The organism is Thermosipho sp. 1074 (assembly GCF_001999655.1).
Taxonomy (GTDB): Bacteria; Thermotogota; Thermotogae; order Thermotogales; family Fervidobacteriaceae; genus Thermosipho; species Thermosipho affectus.
On the sequence record NZ_LBEX01000018.1, the window covers coordinates 142,706 to 164,580 of the forward strand.

The window sequence follows — 21,875 nt, forward strand, 5'->3', positions numbered from 1 at the left end:
ATGAAACTTCTTTTTGACGTAGGAAATACTCATACGACTATTGCACTTACGGATAATGGGAAGAAATTTAATATAAAGCGCATATCGACGTATTCATTGCAAACAGAAGATGAATTATACGTTTATCTTAAAATGTTATTTAGTGAAAACTATGATCAAATAATAGTTTCTTCAGTTGTTCCTAATATTAACCATATTTTTGAGTTTTTTTCTAAAAAATATATAGGTAAAGATGCTGTGTTTTTAAATGCAAAATTATACAAGAATATAAAGTGGGATGTTAGAGTTCCTTCTGATATTGGTGCAGATAGAGTGGCAAATGTGATTGCAGCTGAAAAGGATTACGGTAATAACGCAATAATAGTAGATTTTGGTACGGCGATAACTATTGATGTTTTGAAAAATGGAATATATGAAGGAGGAGTTATAATTCCTGGATTTGGGATGATGGTTAATGCCTTGTTTAAAGGAACTGCAAAACTTCCAAAGGTGGAGTTAAAGCCATCAGATGTTTTTATTGGAAAAGATACAGAATCTAATATAAGAATAGGTGTGATTAATACAGTGCTTGAAGGGATAATAAAAGTTGTTGAGAAAATAAAAAGTGAAACAGAAATTACCTCTGTTATATTCACAGGAGGACAATCAAAGATAATAATGGATTATAAAAAAGATGTTATTTACGATTTAGAATTAGGTCTTAGGGGGATTTATTACTTTTATGAAAGCGCTATTAGTTAATCCTTGGATTGAAGATTTTGCAGCATATGATTTTTGGCTTAAACCGTTAGGCCTGTTATATGTGGCATCTTATTTAGATAAATTAGGGTTTGAACTCTATCTTGTTGATTTAATGAATAGACATGATATTGATTTAAAGAGATTCGTAAATGTTCCTAGGGATAAGTTTTATGGCACAGGAAAATTTCCATTTGTTGAAGTAAAAAAACCAGATGTGTTAAAATTTATTCCGAGAAAATACAAAAGATACGGAGCACCCAAAGAGTTTTTTTATTACAAATTAAAAGATATAGGAAAAGTTGATATAATTTTTGTTACTTCTACGTTGACTTATTGGTATCCAGGTTATTGGGATACTATTTCTTTTTTAAAGAGTTATTATGGAAATAACGTACCTATTGTATTTGGTGGCTTTTATGTTAGAAATATACCGTCTCATGCGAGAAAGACTGGAGTACATATCTTTCCGAGTAATGATTTAAATAGATTGCCAAAGTTTTTAGAACAAGTAACAGGAAAAGAAATTAAATCTAAAAATATAGATTGGTTTATGCTTCCACCCATGTATGAGCTTTACAATAATTTGGGATATTTAGTTTTTTTAACTACTTTAGGATGTCCTTATAAGTGTTCGTATTGTATTGCTCATAGGATATGGGATGGAATAAAATTTAAACCTCCGGAAGTTGTGTTTTTTGAAATTGAAAAATACGTTGAAACATTTAATGTAAAAGATATAGTATTTTTTGATGATGCAATTTTGGTAAATTCCAAAAAGCATTTTAAAGTAATTTTAAAGAAGTTGCTGGAAAAAGGGTATTCAAAGTATAGGTTTCACCTTCCAAATGGAATACATGCTAGACTGATAGACGAGGAAATAGCGGAATTGATGAAGGAATTAAATTTTAAAACTATAAAACTTGGGTATGAAACTTCTGGAGAACTCCAGTTAAAAACGGGAGGTAAGGTCGTAGATAAAGATTTGGTAAGAGCTGCGCGTATTCTTAGAAAAAAAGGTTTTACCGAAAGAGAAGTTTCAGCGTATATTATGGTAAATATCCCTGGGCAAAGTGTTGAAGATGTAAAAAATGCTATTAATTTTTGTAAAACTGAAGGTATAGGATTTTCTATTAATGAATTTACTCCAATAATAGGTACAGATGATTGGATAAATTTGATAAATGAAGGAAAATTAACTGGATTAGAGGATCCTTTGTTGCTCAATAATACCGTTTTACCTTTTTGGTGGAAGTTTGGAATGAGTGAAAATGTGGTACAATATTTAAAGATGTATGCAAGAAAGGTAAAAGAAGGTGAAAATTACGATTGATCTGATACAATATTTAGTAACTGGATTTTTTGCTGTAATTTTAGTTATTTTTCCGCGTGAGGTTATAAAAGCTTATTTGATAGTTTTATCAGGGGATAATACGCCCAAAAAATTGAAGAGAACATCATTAAATCCATTTGTTCATTTGGATCCCATTGGGACGGTTGCGTTTATTTTGTTTGATTTTGGTTGGGCAAGACCTGTTCCAGTTTTTCCAATGAAAAATAAAAATGTTAGAAAAATTCTGATTTTTTCATCGATGATTGGTCCAATTTTGGGAGGGTTTTTTTTTATTCTATACGGTTTGTTGGCAAAAAGTTTTTTTGAATATAAAATAATGTATGAAGTTTTTTATAAGGCGTGCAAATGGAGTCTTACATATGCAATATTTTCACTCTTACCAGTTCCACCACTTGATGGTTCAAGGCTTCTTGGTGCTTTTTTGCCAGATGATTATTGGGATTGGTATATAAAATATGAAATATATGGTATACTATTTTTGTTAGGAATTTTACTGCTTTGGATATTACCGCTTATAATGGAACCTTTTGTTATATTGATAAATAATCTGACAAATTTTATAATACTAGGAAAAGGGGGATAACATGGAAGAAAAAATAAGAGAACTTGAACAACTTTTTGATGATTTGATTAAGAAATACGAAGAACTTAAGAAAGAAAATAAAGAACTTTGGAAGGAATTAAATGCTGCTATTGAAAGGGCTAATCAGCTTGAGCAAGAAAACAATGCATTAAAAGAGCAAATTTATGGAACATTTGAAAAATTATTGGGAAAAATAAAAAATGTTGTGGAGACATCAGCGGAGATAAATGGTGAAGAAAACGCTTGAGTTTAATGGTAAAAAATTTATTGTTGAATCTGATGTTGAAGAAGAGATATTAAATTATATCGAACAAAGATTAGTTAAATTAAACAAAAAGTATGATAATCTTTCATCGTTAGATGAAAGATTTCTTGCAATGTTGTGTGATGTGATTGAAAATGAATTTAAGTGTTTGGATGAAATTTCAAAATTAAGTGAAAAGTTAAAAAATATGGAGGAACCTAACGTTGAAAATAGGTCTATTTGATTCAGGGATTGGGGGAATTTCTGTTTTAAAAAAGCTTGCATATGTAAATGGAGCACATTATATTTATATTGCTGATACCGAAAGGGCTCCATATGGATTAAGGACTCCAGAAGTCCTTGAGTCTTTTGTTTGGGAATTTGTAGAGTTTTTTCATAAGAAGAGAGTTAATGAGATTTTTGCAGCTTGTAATACTACAGATTCAATTATATTGGGAAGAAATTTGGATTTGGGGATAAAATATAATAGTATAATTAAAGCCGGTATAAATGCGATAAAAGCCGATAGGATTGGAGTTATAGGCACAAATGTTACTATAAAAAATGGTAGTTATAAACGTTATTTGGAAATGATGGGTAAAGAGGTTTATCAAAAATCTACACAATTATTTGTTTCTATAGTTGAAGAAGGGGTTTTTTACGGCAGAATGGTTGAAGCTATAGCAAATTATTATTTGCTTTCTTTAAGAAAGGAGAATATTAGAGAATTGATATTGGGTTGTACACATTTTCCTTTCTTAAAGGGAATAATTTCAAGGGTTTTACCTAAGGTTAGAATAATTGACCCAGCCGAAGAGCTGTCAAAATTAGTACTAAAAGATAATTCGAAAAAACCGTTCGTTGAGTTTTATGTAACAGGAGATCCGGTAATTTTTGAAAGAAAATTAAAAAGAATAAATTTTAGAGTTCCGTATACTGTTAATAAGTTTAGAATTAGAAAGGTGATATCCATTGAAAAATTTAGTGATTTTAACGGGATTATCGGGAGCAGGTAAATCTACAGCACTTGGATTATTAGAAGATATGGGATTTTATTGTATAGATAATTTGCCTGTAAATTTAATTGAACAGATAATACCCGTAATATCTATTAATGTAGAAAATTTGGCCTTGGTTATAGATTCAAGAAGTGGGAATCTGGAAGATATGTATTTAGTTATTGAAAATTTAAAGAAGAAGTATTTAAAGGAAATTAAAATAATATTTTTGAATGCAAAGGATAGTGTATTAATAAATAGATTTGCACACACTCGAAGAAATCACCCTTTGCTTGAGGTTTCTAATTCGTTGGAAAAAGCAATTGAAAATGAAAGAAATTCGTTTACAAAAATTTTGGAGATATCAGATATAGTTATTGATACTTCTAATCTAAATCCACATCAATTGAGGGAAAGATTAGTAGAAATATTGACAAGTGTAGAGAAGAAATTTTTATTGCGTATTCTAAGTTTTGGATTTAAATATGGAGTACCATTAGATGTTGATTTTGTGTTTGATGTTCGTTTTTTTCCTAACCCATTTTATGTAGTGGGTTTAAGAAATAAAACTGGAAAAGACAAAGAGGTTAAAGAATTTTTATACAATACACAGGGTGTAAGTGATTTTATTGATATGTTGAAACAAGTTATTGATTTTGCGATTTCAAGATATGAAAATGAGGGAAGAATGGAGTTAAGTGTTGGGATTGGGTGTACTGGTGGTCAACACCGCTCTGTATTTTTTGCTGAAGAGCTTGCAAAATTTTATCTGGAAGATTGCAAAGTTTTATTGGAGCATAGGGACGTGAAGTAATGAATTTTGTAGTAGTTGGAGGCGGAACAGGAGTTTCAACTTTGTTAAGAGGTCTGAAATACTTTAAGGGTATTGATTTAAAAGCGATTATTACCGTTACAGATGAAGGAGGAAGTTCTGGAGTTTTAAGAAGAGAATACAATATTATACCTCCGGGAGATATTAGAAACAATTTAGTTGCACTTGCAAAAGATGAGGAGATACTGGGGAAGTTATTTTCGTATAGATTTTCAAATGGTTTTTTGTCGGGACATACAGTTGGGAACATAATTTTAACCGCACTTACAAAAATGTTAGGTAGTTTTACAAAAGCTGTAGAGTATATTTCAGAGGTATTAGCTATAAATGGTAAGGTAATTCCAGTATCTGAAGATTTAGTAAGACTTGTTGCATTTTACGAAGATGGAACTGTTGCTCATGGTGAAAGTGAAATAATGAAAGTTGTGAAAAAGAAAATTATCAAAATATCTTTAGATAAAGAAACTTATATTAGTAAAGAAGCAGATTGTGCAATTAAAAATGCCGATGTTATTATACTTGGTCCAGGAAGCATTTATACAAGTATTATACCTAATTTACTAGTAAATGGATTTTACGAGAGTTTAAACAAATCAAAGGCAAAAGTTGTATATGTTTCCAATTTAATGACTCAACCATCAGAGTCATATAATTTTACTCTTAGTGACCATGTGACAACAATTGAAAGATATTTAAAAAGAAAAGTTGATTATATTATTGTATCTTATTCTAATATTTGTGAAAGTGTTTTGAGACGGTATTTAGAAAATGGTTCAGTTCCAGTTGAAGTAGATATGAATGATGAAAGAATTATAATAGATGATTTAATTGAAATGAAAGATAATGATGGAAGAATAAGGCATAATCCTTTGAAACTTGCAAGTTTAATTATTGATTTGATCAGGTGATAAGATGCTTTATACTTTTTCAGAAGATGTTAAGGGGGAGCTTTGTCATTTAAAAATAAATAGCGAGGAAGAAGCAAGGTCAGAACTTTCAGGATTCTTAAAATCAAAAGGAGTTCTTATTAAAACACATGTAGATTTGTTTGTAAAATTAGAGGTTGGCTTTATCCCTGCTGCACGTAGAATAATGAACTTGATGAATCAAGTGGAAGTTGATAAAAAAAAGTTGACTTTGATAAAAAATAAATTGAAGAAAAAGAGAGTACAAATTTTTATACCTTTTTCTATAATGAAAAAGCTTGAGATAGATGTTCTGGAAATACCAAGTTATATTTTTGAAGATTTGAGTTATTTTTCTGCATTTTTAAGAGGACTTTTTATTGCAAGTGGTTCGGTTACTGATCCCGTGAAAAGTTATCATTTTGAAATAATTTCGCACAATGAAAGTTTATTAAATATTATAAAAAATTTTCTTGTAAAAAATTTGGGTGTTGAAGGAAAAATTTCAAAGTTTAATAATAATTTTAGGTATTATGTAAAAAAATCACGCGAAATTGTTGAATTGCTTAATTTTTTAGGAGCACAAAGAAATGCAGATAAGATGGAAAAGATAGTTAATTCAAGGGAAATAAAAAGTGATTTTAATCGTTCTTTGAATTTTTTAAGTGCGAATGCAAAAAGGGTAGGAGAGAGTAATGCAAAACAAATAAAAATCATAAGAAATTTAATTGAAAAGTATGGGTATGAAGTTTTATCAGAAGAATTAAAAAAATTAGCAATCTTGCGACTGGAAAATGAAGATTTAAGCTTATCGGATTTGGGAAAACTTTTTGATCCACCGTTGAGTAAAAGCATGGTTTACAATAGAGTAAGAAAGATTTTTAAAATTTATGAGAATTTGGAAGGTAAAAAAGTGGAGTGATATTTATGAAATGTCCATATTGTGGATATGAAGATACAAAAGTATTGGATTCTCGCGTGGATTCATCTGGTTTAACGGTAAGAAGAAGGAGAGAATGTATAAAGTGCAAGGGAAGGTTTACAACGTATGAAAGATATGAAGTTGGTCCTGTATTTGTCGTTAAAAGAGATGGGAAGAGGGAAAAGTTTGATAGGAATAAGATTTTGAATGGGATAATGAAAGCATGTGAAAAGACAAATGTTACGTTAGATGAAATGGAAAAATTAGTGGATGATGTGGTAAACGAAATACAAAAGTCCGGAAATTTGGAGGTATCAACATTAAAAATAGGAAGATTGGTCATGGAAAAGCTGAAAAAATTAAATGGGGTAGCTTATGTAAGATTTGCATCGGTTTATAAAGATTTTAGAGAAGTTGAACAATTTTTAGAAGTTGTGGAAGAATTGAAAAAAGAAAAATAGTATTGGAGGTGTATTAATGAAAAAAGAGGTTATTTATTTAACCAAAGAAGGATACGAAAAATTAAAAGCCGAGCTCGATCAATTAAAGCAAAAGCTTATGTTTGAAATTGCTGAAAGGATTAAAGAGGCAAGAGAGTTGGGTGATTTGTCTGAGAATTCTGAATATCAAGAGGCGAAAAACGAACAAGGTAGAATTGCCGCAAGAATTAACGAACTTGAAAATATGCTTTCAAAGGCAGAAGTTATTGAAGGGTTAGATACTAACGTAATCAACATTGGAAATTGGGTTATTATTAAAAATATTGAAACTGGTGAAGAAAAGACTATACAAATTGTAACTCCACATGAAGCAGATGTTTTCAGCAATAAGATAAGTATTGAATCTCCTGTGGGAAGAATTCTGGTTGGAAAAAAGGTAGGCGAAATAGTTAAAATTAAATCACCAAAAGGTGTTTTTAAATATCAGATTTTGGGAATAAAAGTTTAGGAGGGATTGAAGTTGTTAAAGGAATTTAGAGAACAAAGAATAAAAGAAATAAATCAATTAAGAACTGAAGGGGTCAATCCATATCCAAATAAGTTTGACAAAACACATACTAGTGAAATGATAAAAAGAGAATTTGGAGATTTAAAACCAGGAGAGGTAGAAGAAAATGCATTTGTATCTACTGCTGGAAGGATAATGTCTTTAAGAAAACATGGAAAAAGTGCGTTTTTCCATATTAAAGATTTTTATGGAAGAATACAAGCATATATTAGAAAAGACATTGTTGGAGACAAATTATATAACTTCTTTACAGAGTATATTTCAATTGGTGATATTGTAGGTGTTAAAGGAAGTGTGTTTAAAAGTAAAACAGGTGAAATTACAATTCTTGTAAAGGAAATAGAGCTTTTGAATAAACCTTTAAGGCCTATGCCTGAAAAGTGGCATGGTATTAAGGATAAAGAGTTATTGTATAGACAAAGATATGTTGATATGATTGCAAATGATGAAACGTTGAATAGATTTAGGATTAGGTTTGAAGTAATAAAATTAATTAGAGAATTTTTGAATTCAAAAGGATTTATTGAAGTTGAAACACCAATTTTGGAATATGTGACTGGTGGTGCATCAGCAAGACCTTTTGTGACACATTTGAATGTTTTTGATATTGATATGTATATGAGAATTGCAACGGAATTGTATTTAAAAAGATTTATTGTAGGTGGATTTGAAAGGATATATGAAATTGGTAAAAATTTTCGTAATGAAGGGTTATCGTATAAACATCATCCTGAGTTTACTTCAATTGAAGTTTATCAGGCTTATGCTGATTATGAAGATATGATGAATCTTACAGAGGAATTATTTGTTTTTATAGTTGAAAGGATATTTGGAACCACAAAGATAAGATATCAAGATATTGAGCTTGATTTTTCCAGACCTTGGAGAAGGGTGAAGATGAGAGATTTTATTAGAGAACATTTAAACGTAGATATATTAGAAGATTCTACAGATAAAATGATTGAAGTTTTAAAAGCACGTGAAGTAGAAGTGGAAATAAAAGACAGGGGACATATAATAGAGAAACTTTGGGATCTTGTCGAAGATAAAGTTGTTCAACCTACATTTTTATTGGAACATCCAGTTGAAATTTCACCACTTGCAAAAAAGCATAGAGAAGATCCACGTGTTACAGAAAGGTTTGAGTTAATAATCTTTGGAAGGGAAATGGCAAATGCATTTAGTGAGTTGAACGATCCAGTTGATCAATATGAAAGATTTTTAAAGCAAGTTGAGTTAAGAGAAGCAGGAGACGAAGAAGCTCAAATGATGGATAAAGATTTTGTAAGGGCACTTGAGTATGGAATGCCACCTACTGGTGGATTGGGAATAGGAATAGACAGACTTGTAATGTTGTTGACTAATTCACCTACAATTAGAGATGTTATAGCTTTCCCACTTGTTAGACCAAAATCTTTTGAAGAAGAAGAGCTAGATATAGAAGGGGGTTCGCAAGAATGAGAAAATGGTTTGAAAAGGCACACGGTGTAATTATTTGGACTATTGCTATTGCTTTTGTGGCTGGTATAGTAATTTGGTCTTTAACCTCTTATTTTTCTGCAAGGAAAAGTAAAATTGAATATTCTTTGAGTGATTCAGTAGCATTTTTAACAAAAGATGGAACAGCTTTAAATTCGGATTATTGGATTTTTCCATGGGATTTAGAAAAGTCATATAGTCAAGCATTATCTTATTACAAATTGACTGATGTTGATCCGGTTTTTGAAGAACCAATGTTAAAAACATCACTTTTGAATGACTTAATAGATACAAAAGTGGTGCTTTATTATGCGGAAGTTAGCAATATTAGACCAAGTAAAAGCGAAATTAAAGATGAACTTGAAAAACAAGTAAGTAAGATAAAGGAAAATGAAAACCTTTTGAAATATGTTGAACAAAATTTTGGTGGTTTGGAAAATTACAAAAAATCTATAGAACCTGATATTATTAAGTATTTAACTATTTCAAAAGTTAAAAATAAAATTGCCAAAATTGATGAGAAACAAATGGAAGAATACTATGAAAGTCACAAAGAGGAATTAATGAATAAGTATGATTCTGCAAATGTTGATTTTGTAAGCTTTTCAACCCAAGCTAGTGCAAATAATTTTATTACAAAAGCACTTATAGATGGTTTTGAAAAAGCTGCAACAGATCTGAATGTTTCTATTCAAAAGTATCCAAACCTTAAGAGGGGAATTTTGGACAAAAAATTTGAAGAAACGATTTTTTCTACACCAAATACTGTAGTAGGTCCAGTTCCTTTGGGGAGTAATTTTTTTGTATTTTATGTAAATGATTTAACTAATGTAGATACATTTGAAAAATTTTCGCTTTCGCAAGGTTATCAAGATGTTTTAAATCAGCTTCAGGGTGAAAAGTTTAGAAATGAGATTGAAAAGTTCAAAAAGGATAATAACGTTGGGTTTGTTATAAATAACGAAGTTTATAGGGTATGGAACGAAGTTTTAACAAAATCAGGAACTGATTTATTGAATGTGTATAAGAATTTAAATGGTATGGTATTTGATTTTAATTCAAACATAGTAAAAGAAGATGTTCCTGTTGAGATAAAAGCTGCATTTGTGACTTTGGTTGATAAGATGATAAAAGATGCGTCATTTACTAATAGTGAAATTATTGATGATGCTAAAAAAGAGTCAGATATTGTTTTGAAGAGTGTTTATAAAGATTATCCTGAATCATTTATTGCAACAAAAAAGATGAAAGAACAATATCCAGATAGAAAAGATGTATTGTTTAATTATTATACAAAGTTGTATTCTAAGATTAAACCGTATATAGAATATGGAATGCTTCAAAATGTTATGAATGATTTTATTGATTTATACGGTGGTTTGACAACTTTATCTGAAGCGACGGATATTTCATTAAATCAGAAAGCAGAAGTTCTTTATAATTTGTATGAAATAAATAAGATGCTTAAGGATGCGACAACTGCTAAGCAGTATCTTGAAAAATTAAAAGAAGCAACACCTACATATATGGATTTTGATGCGGCATTTAACGAACTTAATTTTATGAAAAACGCAACAAGCACTAATTAAGTAAAAAGAAATAAAAATCAAGTTCAAGCCCATTAATGGGCTTGAATTTTTTAGCACAACGAACTATTTATGGTATAATTTTTCAAGGGGTGATATTTTGCGGTTAGATAAATTTTTAAAGGAAACACGTATAATTAAAAGACGAACAATAGCACAGCAGCTTGCAAAAAATGGAAAGATTATTAGAAATAATATAGCATTAAAACCGGCCTCTGAGATAAGAAGTGGTGATGAACTTGAACTTTTTTTAAGGAGTAGGTTTTTAAAAATTAGAGTCTTAAGTGAGAAAGAATATGAAGTAATTGAAGAAAAAAAGATTTGGGGGGGATGAAATATGAGAAATATTGTAGAAAATCACGTGGAAGAAATGCTTGAGTTTTTAAGGTATGATAAGTCTCAATGGGGAAATATATGGGAAAAATTAAAATCCAAATTTTCAATTCTAGGAGAAATTGAAAAGAGTTTAGGTACTCCAAATTTTGATAAATTAGAAAGGAGAAATTTTGATAAATTTTTGTATGATTATAGAGAACTGGTGGGGAAGGATTCAATTGCAAAAAGAATCAGGCAACGCTCAGAAGAATTAGATTTAAAAAGAGAAGATTTTATAACATTTTTGGGAGTTTTTCCAAAAAGTGTGGATTGGATTGTTGTAGAAGAAAATGAAAAAAAAGTTATATTTGAAAATTTGTATTCATTATGGGAAAAAGGAGAACTTAATAAAGTTTCCGAAGCTGTGTTTCAATCTATTGTACATTTTAGAAAAGGAGAGGTAATGGGAAATTTTTACAATAAAGAGAAAATTTTCGAAGAAATAAATGAATTTTTGGCAAAAAAAGAAAAAGATAAGAGTTTTATGAAGTGCATTTGCAAAATTTTATATGAGAAAGTTCCATATTATAATTGGGTGGGATTTTATATGATAAATGATGAGGGGGTTTTAGAGTTAGGCGATTTTGTAGGTGAACCTACAGAACATGTAAAAATAAAAATCGGAGAGGGAATATGTGGTCAGGCAGCCGATTTGAAAAAAACATTTTTAGTTCAGAATGTTTTAAAAGAGACAAATTATTTGTCATGTAGTCCAAAGGTGAAAAGCGAAATTGTAGTTCCTATATTTAAAAATAAAGAGGTTATTGGTGAGATAGATATAGATAGTCATTATGTTTCACCGTTTGATGAAAGGGATAAAAAATTTTTAGAGGGAATATGTAGTATGGTTTCAGATTATCTTGATAAATAATGGAGGAGAAAATATATGAAGCAGCTTTTAAGGCTCCTAAAATATGCAAAGCCATACATGGCTTTATTTATAATAGCTATTTTAGTTGTTATTTCTCTTACCTTTGTTACTTTATTACCTCCACAAATTGTAAGAAGTGCTGTAAACAATTACATTACAAATGATAGCTTACCTACACCAGAAAGGTTTTCTGGTATTTTTAAAATGGCAGTGTATTTTATTATTTCTACATCTTTAATATTTGTTTTTGAATATATCTCAATTTTGATTACCACTTACCTTGGCGGAAAAATAGTTTATGACATAAGACGAGATTTGTTTCGTCATGTTTTAAAACTTCCTATGTCTTTTTTTGACAAACATCCAAGTGGTCAGATTACGACACGAATAGCAAATGATACTCAAAATGTTATGGAATTTTTTACATCTGTGGTTACAAGTGTATTTAATGATTTATTTTTGCTAACTGGAGTAATTATAATGATGTTAAGTGTAAGTAAGAATTTATTTTTAAATATTTCTTTCGTTTTTCCTGTTTTGATAGTTGCAATGCTTTTATTTAGATATTTTGATTTAAAGGCGTATAGAACTGTTAGAACAAGTATATCCAAAGTTAATGCTTATTTGGCAGAACATATTGCGGGGATGCCAGTTGTCAAATTATTTAATGCTGAAGATTTTGAAAGAAAAGAATTTGATAAGGTTAATAAAGATTTGTACAATGCTAGGATAAAACAAATGTATGTTTTTGCTATTTTTAGACCTACCGTTAGTACTTTATATAGGTTGGCAATTGCTGCGATAATTTGGATGGGAGCAAAGTATATTATTTTAAGAACTTTAAATTTTGGTGATTTATACGCGTTTATTGCTTATTTAGAATTGTTTATGAAACCACTTGAAGATTTATCCGAAAAGTACGATATTATTCAAAATACGGTAGCAAGTGCTGAAAAGATATTTACGTTGATGGATGAAGAGGAAGAACATTTTGGCGCTGAGAATGGTAAAAGGGAAATTGAAAAAGGTGTAGTTGAATTTAAAAATGTTTGGTTTAGATACAATGAAGAAAGGTGGATACTAAAAGATATAAATTTAAAATTTGAACCTGGAAAATTAATAGCTGTAGTTGGAGAAACTGGTGCGGGAAAAACTTCAATAATGAACCTAGTTAATGGGATGTATAGACTGCAAAAAGGGAAAATATTAATTGATAATTTAGAACTTGAAAAGTATAATATCCATTATTTGCGCAAGAATATTTCTGCGGTTCCACAGGATGTAGTATTGTTTTCGGGGAGTTTACTTGATAATGTGAGACTTTTTCATAAAGAAATATCTGAGGAAGAAGTTATCGAAGCTTTAAAAAAGGTGTATGTCTGGGATTTAATAGAAAGATTACCCAAGGGATTAAAAACAGAAATAATTGAAAGAGGAAAAGGAATTTCTGCGGGTGAAAGACAACTAATTGCGCTAGCACGTTCTGTATTGTTTGATGCTAAAATATTTATACTCGATGAAGCAACAAGCAATATTGATGTGCAAACTGAAGAAAGGATACAAAAAGCTGTTAGAAAATTATCGAAAGAAAAAACAGTCGTTATGATCGCGCATAGACTTGCAACAGTTGTAAATGCAGATGTTATATTCGTAATACATGATGGTAAAGTAGTGGAAAAAGGAACTCATAAAGAATTGATGAAAAAGAAGGGAATGTATTATAAACTTTATGAAGTGCAATTCAAAAAATAAAAGGTGCCGTGCACCCCTGCTTCGATTCTCTGAGACCTGAGCGTATCTCCACATCAGACTCAGGTCGAGTACCCCCACGGCACACACTTGCCTGCTTAGGGCTGCTTCCTTCCGGACCTGACCCGGTTCACAGGTAGTTGTTGCGTGGGACTCGGCCTTCAACGTCTTAGTGAAAACCGTTTTCAGACCTCAGATACCTCAGTAGGGGAATTAAGCCCCGCTAGGTGGATTTCGGGTTCAGGGGACCACCAACCCCCCGCTTAGCACGGCACCACATGATATTTTAACACTATTATTTATAATTGTCAAAGATTCATCTTTAAGAATATTGATGAAAGTTGAAAAAAAATAATAATGTGGTATTCTAAATATTTGTAAAAAAAGTGATAAATGGAGGGGAAAATATTAGGAGAAATTGGAATGTAATCTTTATAGTGCTTTTGATAGCTGTTTTTGCATTCTTTTTTAATTTTAATTCAGCAAAAAAGATATATATAAAAGGTGATAAATATTATGTGTCAAAATTTCTAGATTTTTTAAATAAAAATGGTTTAAAATATACTTTGGTAGACGAGGAAAATGCAGGCTTTATTATTGATTTAGATAACCTGGAAGTGGTTAATAACGATGGATTGGAATTTAACATAAGGTATAGTGATGAATTAATCAATAAAGTTTTGAAAAAGCTGTTTGAAGATGATTGTAAATATTTAATTTTGAATAACAACTTTTACCATGAAAATGCGTATTTTTACAAACACTTTACATTTGAAACAACTTGTGGTATAACTGTAATGGTGTTACCAGTGGAGTATGGGAGTTTGGAAATGTTTGTATTCCGAACTATTTTGAACATTATAAACAGAAATTATGTTTCATTTGAAAATGGATATCTTGTTACAAGTATGAATTTATATAAAGTCAGTAGAGAAAGGAAGCTAATTGGTATATATGATCCGATTTTGGATACTATGGAAATAATAGCCGATGAAAAAAACTAGTTAAGAGAGGTGAAAACTTTTGGAACCTATATTATCCGTTAAAAACCTAAGTACATGGTTTTATATGGAAGAGGGTGTTGTTAAAGCTGTTAACGATGTTTCGTTTGATTTACATGAGGATGAGGTTGTTGGAATTGTTGGAGAAACAGGTTCGGGAAAGAGTGTTACAGTAAAATCTATTATGAGGCTTATCCATAAGCCAGGGAAAATTGTTGGTGGTGAAATTATTTATAGAGGTAGGGGGAAAGAAGAAGATATTTTAAAGTTGTCTGCAGAAGAGATGTCCAAAATTAGAGGAAAAGAGATTAGTATGGTTTTCCAAGATCCACTTACCTCGTTAAATCCTCTTTATACAATAGGTGATCAATTAACAGAAACGATAATTAGGCACCAAAATGTTGACAGAAGGACTGCATGGGAAATCGGAATTGAAATGCTTAAAAAAGTTCAAATTCCCGAAGCAGAGAAGAGAATGGTTGCATATCCATTTGAATTTAGTGGTGGTATGAGGCAACGTGCAATTATTGCTATTGCACTTTCGTGTAATCCAAAAGTTTTAATTGCAGATGAGCCAACAACTGCTTTAGATGTTACAATTCAAGCACAGATTCTTGATTTGATGAAAGATTTGCAAAAGGAATTTAAAACAGGACTGCTGTTTATAACGCATGATTTGGGAGTTATTGCTTCTATGGCTGATAGAATAATTGTTATGTATGGAAGTAGGCAAATGGAAATAGCTTCTGCAGAAGATATATTCTACAAGCCAACACATCCATATACGCATATGTTGTTGCGTGCTATTCCAAGGCTTGATATGAAACAGGATAGATTAGAAGCAATTCCGGGGCAACCTCCGAGAATGATAGATGTACCTAATGTTTGTCCATTTGCACCAAGGTGTCCAAGGCGTTTGGATAAATGTTCTAAAGAACTTCCAGAGCTTACAGAAATTGAACCAGGACACTTTGTAAGATGTTTCAATCCCGTTCTAGATAGGAAAGAATCGGAGGCGATGAGGAATGAATGAAATAATAAAAAATGACCCCATAATAAAAGTGGAGAATTTGAAAAAATATTTCCCCATTTCAAAAGGTTTCTTGGTAAAGAAACACGTGGGAGATGTGAAAGCGGTTGATGATGTTTCGTTTGAAGTGAGAAAGAAGGAAACATTTGCGTTAGTGGGAGAATCAGGTTGTGGTAAGACAACTACCGCAAGGACAATGCTTAGATTGATTAATCCAACGGGTGGAAAAATAAAGGTGTTTGGAAAAGATATTTCAAATCTTAGCAGAAAAGAGTTGCTTCCATTTAGAAGAAAAATGCAAATAGTTTTTCAAAACCCAATAGGTTCACTAAATCCAAGAATGACAATAGGACAAATTTTGACAGAACCTTTATTATTTCACAAGATAGTATCTGATAAAAAAGAAGCCTATGATAGAGCTGTGGAAATCTTAAGAATGGTGGGATTAAAGCCATATCATATGGATAGATATCCTCACCAGTTTAGTGGAGGACAAAAACAAAGAATAGCTATTGCAAGGGCTTTATCAGTTGACCCGGAAATTATATTTTTAGATGAGCCAACTTCTGCATTAGATGTTTCAGTTCAAGCACAGATAATTAATTTGTTTTTGAAATTCCAGGAAGAGCTTAATCTTACTTATGTTTTTATTTCTCATGATTTATCGCTTGTAAGATTTATAAGCGATAAGGTTGCCGTTATGTATTTGGGGAAAATTGTTGAAATGGGTGATGTTGATGAAGTATTCGAAAATCCAATTCACCCATATACAAAGGCTTTATTATCTGCATCTCCGATACCTGATCCAAAAGTTGAGAAAAATAGAAAAAGGATAATTTTAAGTGGAAATGTCCCAAGTCCGATTGCAAGACCGAGTGGATGTTTCTTCCATCCGAGATGTCCATATAAAACGGAAAAATGTGAAAAAGAATATCCAAATATGTATAAAATTTCTGAAAATCACCAGGTATCATGTTACCTGGTAGAAAACGAGGGGGTGTGAGTTTATGAAGAAGCTCGCAGTATTTTTGGTGGTATTGGCAGTGGTGTTTTCATTTGCTGCTCAACTTCCTTATATAGGTGCTGATGCAAACGGTAAGCCAGGTGGACAGTTTGTCTTGGGAACACTAAGTGGGCCAAAGACCGTTAATGATGTTACCGCAAAAGAAACAAGTTCTACAGATGTTATTGAGATGTTTATGAGTTATGGTGGAACACTTATTGAAAGACATGGTGTAGATATGAAATTTTATCCTGCAATTGCCGAAAGTTGGGAAGGACCAAGGTTGACAGCAGATGGTGGTATGGAAGTTATTTGGCATATTAGAAAAGGGGTAAAATTTAGCGATGGTCAACCACTTACAGCTGATGATATTGTCTTTACATTAAACGAAATTTATACAAATCCTGATATTCCAAGTTCAATGCAAGATGTTTTGAAAAGTACACATGGTTATTTGCCCAAAGCAGAAAAAATTGATGATTATACTGTAAGAATGTACTACCCTGAACCATTTAGACTTGCATTTAGATACTTAGGTGGAATGTATATTTTCCCAAAACACATTGCAGAAGAATATGTAAAAAATGGAAACTTCCAAGAATTTTGGACAGTTGATTCAATTAACAAAGGGGAAGTTGTAGGGCTTGGTCCATATATTCCCGTGGAATATGTTCCCGATCAATACATAAAGTTTGTAAAAAATCCATATTACTGGAAAAAGGATGCTAATGGAAATCCTCTTCCGTACTTTGATGAGGTAATTTATAAGATAATTTCCAACCAAGATGCAATGAGACTTGCGTTTGAAAATGGTGAAATAGATGTTTATGGACCCAGAGGAACAGAATTTGCAGAATTAAAGGAAAAAGAAAAAGAGCTTAATATAGTAGTAACAACAGCAGGACCAGCATTTGGAACATTGTTTATCACATTTAATTGGAATACACCAGATCCGATCAAGAGAAAATGGTTTAGAAACGAGTACTTCAGAAAAGCAGTAGCATATGCAATAGATAAGGAATCTATAATTGATACTCTTTACAACGGACTTGCTATTCCACAATGGTCACCTGTATCCATGAGTTCTCCATATTACAACGAAGATGTTGTAACAAAATACGAATTTGACCTTGATCTTGCAAGGGCTATGCTTGAAATGGGTGGATTTACATGGGATGAAAATGGTCAACTTATCGACGAGGACGGAAATCCTGTTAAATTCTTGCTTACAACTAATGCAGGAAATAGAGTTAGAGAAGGAGCGGCAAATATAATTCAAGATGCATTGAAAAAATTAGGTATGGATGTTACATTTACACCAATTGATTTCAATACATTGGTACAAAAATTATTAAATACAGGTGATTGGGAGTCAATAATTATAGGATTAACTGGTGGTGACGAACCGCAAAGTGGTGCAAATGTATGGAAAGTAGATGCAGGATTGCATTTCTGGAATTACTCACCAGATACTGCAGAATATGTAGATAAAAATGATTATTATTTACCAGATTGGGAACTTGAAATTGATAAGATTTTCAAAGAAAATGTGGCAATTTTGGATGAAAATATTGTAAAGGATTACTTTGCAAGATTCCAACAATTGGTATCCGAGCATTTACCATTGATTTATACTGTAAACCAATTAAGGATGTACGCATATAGAGCAAACTTGAGAAATGTTAAGATAGGACCACTTGGTGGAACAACCTGGAATATTTATGAAGAATGGAGAGAACAATAATATTTTATAGCAGCAGGCGCGTCCTGCGCCTGCTTTCTTATTAAAATTCAAAGAGAGGTGACTGAGATTGCTAAGGTATATAGCACGTAGATTAATTATATTGATTCCAGAACTTTTTATAATTTCTTTGTTGGTTTTTTTGATAATGCAAGCAGCACCTGGGGATTTTTTAGATCAATACAGGCTTGATCCATCTGTGTCTAAAGAATTTATTAAATCTCTCGAGGAACAGTATGGTCTTAATAAGCCTATTTTGACTCAATATTTTTTGTGGTTGAAAGGATTATTTAAAGGAGATTTTGGATATTCATTTTATTATAGAAGACCTGTTATGGATTTGATTGGAGAAAGGGTTTTAGCCACGTTGATATTGTCGTTATATTCTTTTGTTATTTCGTGGATTGTGGGTATTATATTGGGAATTGTTTCAGCTTTAAAGAAATACTCTTTTTGGGATAAGTTTTTGACAATAATAGCATTTACTGGAATTGCGATACCTGGTTTCTTTTTAGCGCTTTTGTTGCTTTATATGGCAGCAAAGACTGGGTGGTTCCCAGTAGCAGGTATGTACGATGTTAATCATGGGAAAATGACTGTTTGGGAAGGTTTTAAAGATATTTTCTGGCATATGCAGCTTCCAGCGTTTACCTTAACATTTGGCGGTTTCGCAGGATTAATGAGGTATATGAGGGGTAGTTTACTTGATGTTTTAAACGAAGATTATGTTGAATTTGCAAGGGCGAAAGGTATGCCTGAACGCGTAGTTATCTTTAAACACGCAGTTAGGAATGCAATAAATCCTTTGATAACGATGTTTGGTTTTAGTTTATCTGGACTCCTTGGAGGAGCCGTAATTACGGAAACGATCTTTTCGTGGCCAGGACTTGGAAGATTAGTTTATCAAGCATTGCAACAACAAGATATGTACGTTGTTATGGCAAGTACGGTAATAAGTGTTATTATGTTGATCATAGGTAATTTGGTTGGTGATATTTTATTAGCAGCAGTTGATCCAAGAATTAGGTTGGAATAGGAGGTAGTAGTTAATGGCGAAAAAAGAAGAAATAAAGAAGAAAAATAATAATGAAAATATAGATTTTGAGGAAGTGTATCTTACAAGAGGTCAATTAATGTGGCGAGCTTTTAAAAAGAACAAACTTGCGATGGTAGGATTATGGACATTAATTGTTTTATATGTTATGATGTTTGCAGCTGATTTCTTGTCACCATATAATCCTTTTGAGCAAAGTCTGAAACATTCATATGCACCTCCAACAGATGTTTCTTCTGTGTATAAAGTGGGAGATTTTGAGAAAAAAGTAGGTTTATATGTTTTACCATATATAAGTTATGTTGATAAATTGGATTATACGAGAAAGACTAGAGAATTGATTTTTCCAAGTAGGATAACATTTGAGTATAAAGGCGAATTAATCACGTTGGTGTTAAATAATGCAAAATATTTGCCAAGGGATAACTTTGGAGGTAAAGTTATAAAGGTTAATGATCTAGAATTTACTTTAAAAAGAGAAGAGTATGCGTTTGTAAATGGCGAATGGAAAAAGGTTGCATCCTCAAGTGAAAAAACTGATTATTTTGTAAGAGGTATTAACGATGATGTGTTATTAAAAGGTGAAGCGTTTTTAGAGAACAATAGTTCAACAGCAAAGAGTGTTTTATTTGGAAAATATGGTTTTAAATTAGGTGTTTTAAATGAAAAAGGAATTGACAAGGTAGGATTAAAGTACACGATTAATTATATTAAATACGAGGATGAAAATGGAAAAAAACATATATTGTTTGGAAAAAATTTAAAAATAAAAGATTATGATTATAAATATTATCCTGTAAAGTGGTTTGTAAAAAGTTGGGGACCGAAGAGAAAAGACTATGGAAGAGTTGGTTATGTCTTTTGGATAATACCGCTGAAATATCATTTATATGGCGTAGATAATTATGATAATAATGAATTTGTAAGATTATATATAATGGGTTCTGATGAATTTGGAAGAGATGTTTGGTCAAGGTTAATTTTTGCATCGAGAATATCGCTTTCAATAGGTTTTATAGGATTAGCTATTACGTTGACATTATCCTTATTCTTTGGCGGAATTGCAGGTTATTATGGTGGGGTTGCCGATGAGTTATTGATGAGATTTACAGAGATTATAATGGCAATTCCAGGATTTTATTTATTGATTTTGCTAAGGTCATTGTTGCCAATGGATATCCCATCTTCTCAAGTTTACATTTTGCTTGTATTTATTTTGTCGTTTATTGGATGGGCGGGACGTGCAAGGATTATTAGAGGAATGGTATTATCGATAAAGAGAAATGAATTTGTTGAAGCAGCCTATGCACTTGGGTATCCCGATTCAAAGATTTTGTGGAAGCATGTTATCCCCAATACAATGACGTATATGATAGTGACTTCGACTCTTGCAATTCCAGGTTATATCTTGGGTGAAGCAGGATTGTCATTCCTTGGACTTGGAATTAGGGAACCGTCTGCATCGTGGGGATTGATGATGGCAAGAGCACAAGATATATACGTATTACAAAATGCCCCATGGCTTTTGATACCAGGTATATTTATATTTGTGACTGTTTTAGCTTTCAATTTCGTTGGTGATGGATTAAGAGATGCGTTTGATCCAAGGGCACTAGGATAAAAAGTTTTTCTTAGTTTTTTAAATAAGAAACACCCCCGAAGTGATAAAGTAAACCAACACTAGGGGGTGTTTCTTTTTGGAAAAAGAAATGGTGAAAGCTTGATAAAAATAGTGTTTATAAATATTATCGCATTTAAAAGCAAATAATGTGGTATTAGAGGTAAAATCACCTCAATATAATAAAAGCAGGGAATTTCCCTGCTTTTTATGGCGGAGGCGGTGGGACTCGAACCCACACGGGGGTGTAACCCCCACCGGTTTTCAAGACCGGCCCCTTAGCCAATTCGGAACACGCCTCCACTGAACATTATAACATATGTTTGGAAAAATTCAAGAGTATTTTTTCGAATTTTCTGAGAATTTTTGTTACAAAAAATTCGTGGTTTGTATCTATTGGATTTACTTTTATTAAATATGCTTTTATAAAAAGGCCAAATAACATATCGGTAAATATTTGATCACCAATCATTGCAAATTTAAAATTATTTTTCTTTCCATAATTGTTTACTATATACTTTTTAAATTTAAATGGCAAAGGTTTTTTTGCAAGCCATATGGTTTCTATATCGTAATTTAGGGGTCTAGGTTTTCCGTTGGATAAGATTAAGATTTTGGCATTTTTCTTTTTCAAAAATTCAAATATTTCAATAATTTCGTTGGGAATCTCTTTTTCTTTCCAAGTGTTTATTGTGTTATCAAAATCGAATATAAAAAAATTAAATCCTTTATCAAGAAGTTTGTTAAAATCTATGTCAGTAACCTTTTTTAAAATTTCCATTTT

Annotated in this window: 23 protein-coding genes, 1 tRNA gene and 1 other RNA gene; 22 read left to right on the forward strand and 3 right to left on the reverse strand. The window is 31.5% G+C overall.

Annotation, left to right across the window (positions count from 1 at the left end; all coding sequences use genetic code 11):
* From XO08_RS07435 to XO08_RS07510, 16 genes are all read left to right on the forward strand, one after another.
* Positions 1-741, forward strand: coding sequence for a type III pantothenate kinase (locus tag XO08_RS07435; RefSeq protein WP_077287848.1), 741 nt, complete (start codon positions 1-3; stop codon positions 739-741).
* Positions 722-2,071: a radical SAM protein gene (locus tag XO08_RS07440; protein ID WP_077287850.1), complete on the forward strand. Its 1,350-nt coding sequence runs from the start codon at positions 722-724 to the stop codon at positions 2,069-2,071. Before XO08_RS07435 ends, XO08_RS07440 begins: the two co-directional genes overlap by 20 nt.
* Positions 2,055-2,675 (forward strand): site-2 protease family protein, encoded by a 621-nt coding sequence (locus XO08_RS07445; protein ID WP_077287851.1) that lies wholly within the window; start codon positions 2,055-2,057, stop codon positions 2,673-2,675. Before XO08_RS07440 ends, XO08_RS07445 begins: the two co-directional genes overlap by 17 nt.
* Position 2,676: 1 nt before the next feature.
* Positions 2,677-2,922, forward strand: a complete 246-nt coding sequence (locus tag XO08_RS07450; RefSeq protein ID WP_077198601.1) for a hypothetical protein — start codon at positions 2,677-2,679, stop codon at positions 2,920-2,922.
* On the forward strand, positions 2,903-3,163 hold the full coding sequence (locus XO08_RS07455; protein ID WP_077198602.1) for a cell division protein ZapA: 261 nt from the start codon (positions 2,903-2,905) through the stop codon (positions 3,161-3,163). The genes XO08_RS07450 and XO08_RS07455 overlap by 20 nt, the downstream gene beginning before the upstream one ends.
* On the forward strand, positions 3,144-3,935 hold the full coding sequence (gene murI / locus XO08_RS07460; RefSeq protein WP_077287853.1) for a glutamate racemase: 792 nt from the start codon (positions 3,144-3,146) through the stop codon (positions 3,933-3,935). The genes XO08_RS07455 and murI overlap by 20 nt, the downstream gene beginning before the upstream one ends.
* On the forward strand, positions 3,892-4,731 hold the full coding sequence (gene rapZ / locus XO08_RS07465) for an RNase adapter RapZ (protein WP_077287855.1): 840 nt from the start codon (positions 3,892-3,894) through the stop codon (positions 4,729-4,731). Before murI ends, rapZ begins: the two co-directional genes overlap by 44 nt.
* Positions 4,731-5,657: a uridine diphosphate-N-acetylglucosamine-binding protein YvcK gene (yvcK, locus tag XO08_RS07470; RefSeq protein ID WP_077287857.1), complete on the forward strand. Its 927-nt coding sequence runs from the start codon at positions 4,731-4,733 to the stop codon at positions 5,655-5,657. Before rapZ ends, yvcK begins: the two co-directional genes overlap by 1 nt.
* 4 nt (positions 5,658-5,661) lie before the next feature.
* The gene (whiA, locus tag XO08_RS07475) at positions 5,662-6,576 is read left to right on the forward strand and encodes a DNA-binding protein WhiA (RefSeq protein ID WP_077287859.1); all 915 of its coding nucleotides are present in this window, start codon (positions 5,662-5,664) and stop codon (positions 6,574-6,576) included.
* Between the two features lie 5 nt (positions 6,577-6,581).
* On the forward strand, positions 6,582-7,037 hold the full coding sequence (gene nrdR / locus XO08_RS07480) for a transcriptional regulator NrdR (protein WP_075666384.1): 456 nt from the start codon (positions 6,582-6,584) through the stop codon (positions 7,035-7,037).
* Positions 7,038-7,053: 16 nt separating this feature from the next.
* Positions 7,054-7,524 carry a transcription elongation factor GreA gene (gene greA / locus XO08_RS07485; protein ID WP_075666385.1) on the forward strand — a complete coding sequence of 157 codons (471 nt, stop codon included), beginning with the start codon at positions 7,054-7,056 and terminating at the stop codon, positions 7,522-7,524.
* Between the two features lie 12 nt (positions 7,525-7,536).
* A complete protein-coding gene (gene lysS, locus XO08_RS07490; RefSeq protein ID WP_075666386.1) occupies positions 7,537-9,045 on the forward strand; it encodes a lysine--tRNA ligase in 1,509 nt (502 codons plus the stop codon).
* Entirely contained in the window at positions 9,042-10,652 is a 1,611-nt protein-coding gene (locus tag XO08_RS07495) for a peptidyl-prolyl cis-trans isomerase (protein WP_075666387.1), read from the forward strand. The genes lysS and XO08_RS07495 overlap by 4 nt, the downstream gene beginning before the upstream one ends.
* 97 nt (positions 10,653-10,749) lie before the next feature.
* Positions 10,750-10,983, forward strand: a complete 234-nt coding sequence (locus tag XO08_RS07500) for a S4 domain-containing protein (RefSeq protein WP_075666388.1) — start codon at positions 10,750-10,752, stop codon at positions 10,981-10,983.
* 3 nt (positions 10,984-10,986) lie between these two features.
* Positions 10,987-11,895, forward strand: a complete 909-nt coding sequence (locus XO08_RS07505) for a GAF domain-containing protein (protein WP_077287861.1) — start codon at positions 10,987-10,989, stop codon at positions 11,893-11,895.
* A gap of 15 nt (positions 11,896-11,910) precedes the next feature.
* A complete protein-coding gene (locus XO08_RS07510; protein ID WP_077287863.1) occupies positions 11,911-13,647 on the forward strand; it encodes an ABC transporter ATP-binding protein in 1,737 nt (578 codons plus the stop codon).
* Between the two features lie 6 nt (positions 13,648-13,653).
* On the opposite strand, the gene ffs is transcribed toward XO08_RS07510, so the two are convergent.
* Positions 13,654-13,916, reverse strand: an RNA gene (ffs, locus tag XO08_RS07515) — signal recognition particle sRNA large type.
* 246 nt (positions 13,917-14,162) lie between these two features.
* Between ffs and XO08_RS07520 the strand changes: the two genes are divergently transcribed.
* The 6 genes from XO08_RS07520 to XO08_RS07545 all read left to right on the forward strand — a co-directional run bounded on the left by XO08_RS07520 (position 14,163) and on the right by XO08_RS07545 (position 21,094).
* Complete coding sequence (locus XO08_RS07520; protein WP_233120242.1) at positions 14,163-14,648, forward strand: hypothetical protein; 486 nt, start codon at positions 14,163-14,165, stop codon at positions 14,646-14,648.
* Positions 14,649-14,667: 19 nt separating this feature from the next.
* A complete protein-coding gene (locus tag XO08_RS07525; RefSeq protein ID WP_075666391.1) occupies positions 14,668-15,678 on the forward strand; it encodes an ABC transporter ATP-binding protein in 1,011 nt (336 codons plus the stop codon).
* Positions 15,671-16,678, forward strand: coding sequence for an ABC transporter ATP-binding protein (locus XO08_RS07530; RefSeq protein ID WP_198927590.1), 1,008 nt, complete (start codon positions 15,671-15,673; stop codon positions 16,676-16,678). The genes XO08_RS07525 and XO08_RS07530 overlap by 8 nt, the downstream gene beginning before the upstream one ends.
* 4 nt (positions 16,679-16,682) lie before the next feature.
* On the forward strand, positions 16,683-18,422 hold the full coding sequence (locus tag XO08_RS07535; RefSeq protein ID WP_077287865.1) for an ABC transporter substrate-binding protein: 1,740 nt from the start codon (positions 16,683-16,685) through the stop codon (positions 18,420-18,422).
* 67 nt (positions 18,423-18,489) lie between these two features.
* Positions 18,490-19,455, forward strand: a complete 966-nt coding sequence (locus XO08_RS07540) for an ABC transporter permease (RefSeq protein WP_075666394.1) — start codon at positions 18,490-18,492, stop codon at positions 19,453-19,455.
* A gap of 13 nt (positions 19,456-19,468) precedes the next feature.
* Complete coding sequence (locus tag XO08_RS07545) at positions 19,469-21,094, forward strand: ABC transporter permease (RefSeq protein WP_077287867.1); 1,626 nt, start codon at positions 19,469-19,471, stop codon at positions 21,092-21,094.
* A gap of 208 nt (positions 21,095-21,302) precedes the next feature.
* On the opposite strand, the gene XO08_RS07550 is transcribed toward XO08_RS07545, so the two are convergent.
* Together XO08_RS07550 and XO08_RS07555 are read right to left on the reverse strand one after the other, a co-directional pair.
* A tRNA-Ser gene (locus XO08_RS07550) sits at positions 21,303-21,393 on the reverse strand.
* Between the two features lie 8 nt (positions 21,394-21,401).
* The gene (locus tag XO08_RS07555) at positions 21,402-21,872 is read right to left on the reverse strand and encodes a haloacid dehalogenase (RefSeq protein WP_077287869.1); all 471 of its coding nucleotides are present in this window, start codon (positions 21,870-21,872) and stop codon (positions 21,402-21,404) included.
* Positions 21,873-21,875: the final 3 nt, after the last annotated feature.